The organism is Paracoccus sp. MKU1 (genome assembly GCF_001447385.1).
GTDB lineage: Bacteria > Pseudomonadota > Alphaproteobacteria > Rhodobacterales > Rhodobacteraceae > Paracoccus.
The window spans coordinates 1-6,609 of sequence record NZ_LLWQ01000147.1 but is presented as its reverse complement, the minus strand read 5'-3'; the positions used below and the strand labels follow the sequence as shown (position 1 = coordinate 6,609).

The window sequence follows — 6,609 nt, the reverse complement described above, 5'->3', positions numbered from 1 at the left end:
CGAAAGCCGGACGGCGCTTTCGCGTCGGCATCAGCCGGATGCAGGTTCCGGCCCCGCGCGCGGCAAGGCTGCGATGCGGGCCATCGCTGTCGTAGCCCCGGTCGGCCAGCAGGGTCTGGCTGGTGCCGATGCTCCCGAGCATATCCGCCGCGCACCGGCCGTCATGCGCTTGGCCCTCGGTCAGTTTCAGGCGGATCGGGCGACCGAGAGCATCGACCAGGGCGTGGATCTTGATCGTCAGCCCGCCGCGCGCGCGACCCATGCAACGGGATCGGAGATGTTTTCTTGACCGTTGGCGGCATGGTGGTGAACCCGGAACGAAGACGCGTCGATCATCTGGATATCGCCTTGGTAAGCTGCTGACACGGCTTGCAGAATGCGCGCCCAGTGCCCCGCCCGACGCCAGCGGTTGAAACGGTTCACGCAGGTCGTGTAAGGACCGTAGCGCGCTGGAATGTCCGCTCAGGGCGCCCCGGTCCGCAGCCGCCAGAAAATGCCGTTCAGCACCCGCCGGTCATCCACCCGCTTCACCCCGCACACCTTGGTCGGAAGCAACGGCTGGATCACTCCCCACTCGAAATCCGTCAGATCAAAACGAGCCATGACAGCCTCCCTCGCATGCAAAAAGAGAATCACGGAAAGACCGGAAAAGGAAACACTTCATGGGTATGTGGCCGAGAGCCCGGCCAGCCCGTCCCAGACCAGCTTGACCCCGACCAGCGCCACCGAGGCATAGGTGAAGGGATAGAAGATGCTGGCGCACATATGCGAACCACCCAGCCCCCGAGCCAGGTCGCCCCCACCGCCAGCGGCAGCATGGCTGCGGCGCGGGCCAGGTTATCGGCGCCGAACTCTCCCAACGCGGCATAGGGGATCAGCTTCAGCGCATTGGTCACGGCAAAGAACATCACCGTGGTGCCGGTGAAGAGCTTCGGATCCAGCCGCAGCGGCATCATGTAGATCTGAAGGGGTGGCGCTCCGGCATGGGCGACGAAGCTGGTATAGCCGGCCAGCCCGCCCCAGAAGCGGGCGGCGGCCGGTCGCGCGCCGGCCAGTGTGGCGCCCTGCCCCGTCCCGACAAGCGCGCGACCCACAAAGGCCAGCGAGACCAGTCCCACGACCAGGCGAACCGCCGAGTCCGAGACCAGTTCGGCGCTTGCCCAGCCGATCCCGATGCCTGCGACCGCTCCGGGCATGACCCGACGCATGATCTGCCAATCGACCCAAGCCCGCCAGCTTGCCACGCTGACCACGTCCATCACCACCAGCACCGGCAGCAGGATCGCCGCCGCAGTAACCGGGGGCATGACCAGGGCCATGAGCGGCACACCGAGCAGGCTCATGCCGCCGAGGCCGCCTTTGGAGAGGCCGACCAGGACAACGGCCAGCGCCGTCACGGCCAGTTCGGTCGGCGATGCGAAGATGGTCCAATGCATTGCGGTATCCATGAAAAAGGCCCGGAGCAAGGCGCTCCGGGCCCAAAGCCTGGGGAAGGTCAGGCTTTCTTGCTGCGGGCGTTCTGGCGGAAGGTATCGGCCACCACGGCGGCGACGATGATCACGCCCTTGACGATCTCCTGATAGAAGGCATCGACCCGCAGGAAGGTGAAGCCCGACATCATCAGCCCCAGGATCAGCGTGCCGATCACCGTGCCGAAGATCCGCCCGCGACCACCGCTGAGCGAGGTGCCCCCGATCACGGCCGCGGCGATGGCGTCAAGCTCATACATCATGCCCATGCCGGCCTGCGCCGTTTCCGCGCGGGCGGCGGTGACGATGCCGGCCAGCCCCGCCAGCAACCCGGCGATGGCATAGACCTTGATCAGGTGGCGCTGCACGTTGATGCCCGAGACGCGCGCCGCCTGCGGGTTGGCGCCGATGGCATAGGTGAACTTGCCATAGCGGGTATAGCGCAGGGCGATATGAAAGATCAGCGCCACCGCCAGGAAGATGAAGACCGGCCAGGCACCCGATCCGATCGCCGCGAAACCGTCAGTGGGAAAGCTGATCGGCTGACCCTTGGTATACCATTTGGCGATGCCGCGCGCCGTCACCATCATGCCCAGCGTGGCGATGAAGGGCGGAATTCCGGTCAGCGCGATCAGCGCGCCGTTGATCATGCCGGCGATCAGCCCAAGCCCAAGCCCGACGGCCAGCGGCACGATGACCGGCAGGTCCGTCAGCGCCGGATACATGGCCCGCGCGTAATCGCCCGACTGCGCCACGCTCATGGTGATCATCGCCGTCATGGCGACGACCGAGCCGGACGACAGGTCGATGCCGCCGGTGATGATGACCTGCGTGACGCCGATGGCGATGATGCCCACGACCGAAACCTGCAGGATCATGATCGTCAGGCGACGGGTGTTCATCAGGAAGCTCTGACCCTGGAAGATCCAGCCCAGGATCTCGAAGACCAGCGCGACGGCGACCAGCACCAGCAGGATGTTCAACTCCTGCGGCAGCCCTCGCCGCTGTCGCTTGACGGGTTCGATCTGCACATTGTCCATGTTGATTTTCCTCCTCGGGCGCCGGGCGCCGCGCGGGCCTCAGCGGGCCGCCAGTTCCATGATTTTCACCTGGGTCGCCTCCGCCCGGTCCAGGATGCCGGTCATATGGCCCTCGTGCATGACCATGATCCGGTCGGACATGCCCAGAACCTCGGGCAGTTCGGACGAGATCATGATGACCGCCACCCCCTGCTGCGCCAGGCGCGAGATCAGCCGGTGGATCTCGGCCTTGGCGCCGACGTCGATGCCGCGGGTCGGCTCGTCCAGGATCAGGATCTTCGGCTTGGTCAGCAGCCAGCGCGCGATCAGAACCTTCTGCTGATTGCCGCCCGACAGGTTCTCGATCCGCTCATCGAGGTTCGGAGTCTTGATCCGCAGCTTGTCCTTCATCTCGAGGCAGAGATTGGTCATCCCCCGCTCATCGACGCAGCCCAGCTTGACATGGCCCTCGTGCAAGGCGGCGATCTGCATGTTCTCGAGGATCGTCAGCGGCAGGAAGCAGCCGGTCGCCTTGCGGTCCTCGGTCAGCAGCGCCATTCCCTCGCGCATGGCGTCGGCGGGTGAGGCGATGGTGACATCGCGGCCGGCGATGCGGATCTTGCCCTCGGTGGCCGGCGTCACGCCGAACAGCGCCTCTGCCACGTTCGAGCGGCCCGAGCCCACCAGGCCGGCCAGCCCGAGGATTTCGCCGCGGCGCAGATCGAAGGTGATGCCGTGGAAGGTGCCCGGCAGGGAGAGGTTCTCGACCGACAGGATCACCTCGCCGATCTCGGCCTCCTCCTTGGGAAACATCTCGGTGATCTCGCGGCCGACCATCATGCGGATGATGTCGTCGCGGGTCACCTCGGTGCTGGCATGGGTGCCGACATACTTGCCGTCGCGGAAGACCGAGAACTCGTCGGCGATCTCGAACAGCTCGTTCATCTTGTGGGTGATGTAGACGATGGCCACGCCGCGCGCCTTCAGGTCGCGGATGATCTCGAACAGGTGATCGACCTCGGTTTCGGTGATCGCCGAAGTCGGTTCGTCCATGATCAGCACCTGGGAACGATGGCTGACCGCCTTGGCGATCTCTACCATCTGCCGCTGCGCGACGGTCAGGGTGCTGATCTGCGCGGTCGGATCGATCTTGAGCCGAAGCTGCGCAAACAGCTCCCGGGTCATCTCGGTCATCTTGCGGTGGTCGATCAGGCCGAGCGCATTTTTCGGCTCGCGCCGGATCCAGATGTTTTCGGCGACCGTCATCCAGTCCATCAGCGCCAGTTCCTGATGGATCATCGCGATCCCCTGCTCCAGCGCATCGAGCGGGCTGGCCAGAACGACCTCCTCGCCGCGCAGGCGGATGGTGCCGCGGTCGGGCGTATAGATGCCGGCGATGATCTTCATCAGCGTGGACTTGCCTGCGCCGTTCTCGCCCATCAGCGCGTGAACCGAGCCCGGCCGCAGCCGGAACTGCACGTCGTCCAGCGCCACCACGCCGGGAAACTCCTTCCGAATACCCTCGATTTCAAGGATATAGGGCAGGCTCTTTTCCTTGTAGCGTTCGATCGCCTCCAGTGTGGTATTCGAAACCATCTTCCCCCCGAAAGACTGTCAGGGGACGCGGCCCCCGGATTGAGGTCCGGGCATCCGGTGCGCGACCGAATGCCCGCCCGGATCAGTTCTGGGTCTTGTATTCGGCGACGTTCTCGGGCGTGACCAGCTCGAAGGGAACGGCCACGCGCGGCTCGAACGCCTCGCCGCGGGCGATCTTCAGGACGGTGTCCAGCGCACCCTCGCCCTGGCCCTTGGCGGATTGATAGACGGTGACGTCCAGATCCCCCGCCTCCAGCGCCGCCAGCGCGTCCTGCGTGGCATCGACGCCGCCGACGATCACATCGTCCATCGAGATTCCCGACGCCTTGAGCGCCTGAACCGCACCAAGCGCCATCTCGTCATTGTTCGAGAACACGGCATCGGGCTGCATCCCCGAGGTCAGCCAGTTGGTCATCAGATCCAGCGCCGGGGTTCGCATCCAGTTCGCGGATTGCGAGTCGAGCACATTGATGCCCTTGCATTCATCCGATTGCAGCACGCGCTCGACTGCCGCGGTGCGCCCGCGCTGCCCGGTGGTACCAAGCTGGCCCATCAGGATGACGGCATCGCCCTCGCCGCCCATCAGCTTGCACATCTCGGTCGCCTGCAACTCGCCCGCCTGCTCCTCGTCCGAGCCGACCCAGGCCTGCTTTTCCGGGAACTCGTCCATGTTGGCGGGCAGCATGTTGACGAAGACCAGCGGCACGTCCGCCCGCTCGGCAATACGCGACATGGCCTGGCCGGAATCGGCATCGACCAGCATCACGATGATGCCATCCACGCCCGAGGCGACGAAATTCTCGATCTGGGATTGCTGACGGGCAATATCGCCCTGAGCATCCTCCATCTGCACGGTAACACCCAGATCGCCGGCATGGCGCTGGATGTTCTGACGCAGCACGGTCAGATAGTTGTCGTCGAAAAGCGACATCGCAACGCCGATGGTCTCGGCCTGAACCGAGCCTGCCATCAGCGCACAGAATGCGGTGGCCGTCGCGAGTTTCTTGATCATGTGGGTCTTTCCTCCTCCTGTTACCTCCGTGCGATCTTCTCGCGTCGGAGGCAGCCAAAACCTCGATGCGACAAGGCAATATCAAGCCGCGGGCAGAACCACTGTTCCGCCGCATCCATTCCGACTTGATGACGACCTCCCGCCCTGTCCGAGAGCCGTGAGCGATGCGCCCCACGCATCTTGCCCCTGGCCTCGGCGAGGCAGGGATTCCCTGCCTCGACATTGACCATAGCCCCTCTGCAACGTGATTGCAATAAAAATTGCATATACAGAATATGGCAACAAATGCTCTCTCCCGGGTCTTCCCATGGGAGGCGCCAGCAGGGCCCACCTACTGGCAACAGGTTGTCGCCAGAAGGCCGCGCGGCCATATCCTCGCAGGCCGCGCGCAACTCGACCAGCGGCATGCAGCCGGCATCATCGATTTGCGTCGGCCTCCAGATCGTCGGAGCGGCGGGAGCTTGAGCCAGAGATCGTTGCGGTGGCCTGCGACATCGCAACACAGCAGCGCCGCTGACGCGATGCGGTTTTGGCTGTTGTGCAGGCCAGATGGGCGCCGTTTCCGAATCGGAAATGTTGTCGGTGAATGGCGATCACCTGCCTTGCGCCGTGCCCGCCGGTCCTGGCGACATCGCCGGTGTCGCGGCAAGCCGGATGGGGGGAATGCGCCAAGCGATCTGAGGCGAGCCGGGGGAGGCTGGCAGCCCTTGACGGCGGCCTGAACCCCTCTCGCTGTGCAGGCTGTCCCCGGGCGCGCCGCTGAAACCATCCTGCGCCTGGGCGGTGAAGCGGAACATGCCAAGGGCCGCGGTGTCGCGGGGCCGGCGCCTATCCTTTGTCGGCGGTCGGCGGGCGGCCCCGAGCGGCCAGGGACCGCCAGCGCCTGCCGGGCAGCAATGCAGGCCCCCGCCTTTTTGCCGGGCGGGGGCGGTTTCTTGTCCGGGCGRTGCGCGGGCCTGTTCCGAGCCCGCGCCGCGCCGCGATCACAGGCCGTTATAGAGCGGGAAGCGGGCGCAGAGCGCCTCGACCTCGGCCTTGACGCGGGCCTCGACCTCGGCATTGCCCGCCTCGCCATGCGCGGCCAGCCCGTCCACCACCTCGACGATCCAGCGGGCGATCTGGCGGAACTCCGCCTCCTTGAAGCCGCGCGTCGTGCCCGCCGGGGCGCCCAGCCGGATGCCCGAGGTCACGAAGGGCTTTTCCGGGTCGAAGGGCACGCCGTTCTTGTTGCAGGTGATGTGCGCGCGCCCCAGCGCCGCCTCGGTCGCCTTGCCGGTCACGCCTTTCGGGCGCAGGTCGGCCAGGCACAGGTGGTTGTCGGTGCCGCCCGAGACGATGTCGATGCCGCCCTTCATCAGCTCGTCCGCCATGGCGCGGGCGTTGGCGACGACCTGGGCCGCGTAATCCTTGAACTCGGGGCGCAGCGCCTCGCCGAAGGCCACGGCCTTGGCGGCGATGACATGCATCAAGGGGCCGCCTTGCAGGCCGGGGAACACGGCCGAGTTGATCTTCT

At 65.7% G+C, this 6,609-nt stretch carries 4 protein-coding genes and 2 pseudogenes; all 6 read right to left on the bottom strand.

What is annotated here, in order from left to right; all coding sequences use genetic code 11:
- Nucleotides 1-603: pseudogene (locus tag AQY21_RS29705) on the bottom strand (IS5 family transposase); the annotation flags it as partial.
- Between the two features lie 29 nt (nucleotides 604-632).
- On the bottom strand, nucleotides 633-1,436 hold the full coding sequence (locus AQY21_RS10020; protein WP_238986737.1) for a sulfite exporter TauE/SafE family protein: 804 nt from the start codon (nucleotides 1,434-1,436) through the stop codon (nucleotides 633-635).
- Between the two features lie 59 nt (nucleotides 1,437-1,495).
- Nucleotides 1,496-2,509, bottom strand: coding sequence for an ABC transporter permease (locus tag AQY21_RS10015; RefSeq protein ID WP_062563351.1), 1,014 nt, complete (start codon nucleotides 2,507-2,509; stop codon nucleotides 1,496-1,498).
- A gap of 39 nt (nucleotides 2,510-2,548) precedes the next feature.
- Nucleotides 2,549-4,084 (bottom strand): sugar ABC transporter ATP-binding protein, encoded by a 1,536-nt coding sequence (locus tag AQY21_RS10010; protein ID WP_058097529.1) that lies wholly within the window; start codon nucleotides 4,082-4,084, stop codon nucleotides 2,549-2,551.
- Nucleotides 4,085-4,166: 82 nt separating this feature from the next.
- Nucleotides 4,167-5,096 (bottom strand): sugar ABC transporter substrate-binding protein, encoded by a 930-nt coding sequence (locus AQY21_RS10005; protein WP_152988182.1) that lies wholly within the window; start codon nucleotides 5,094-5,096, stop codon nucleotides 4,167-4,169.
- 983 nt (nucleotides 5,097-6,079) lie between these two features.
- Nucleotides 6,080-6,609, bottom strand: a pseudogene (gene glyA, locus AQY21_RS10000) (serine hydroxymethyltransferase); the annotation flags it as partial.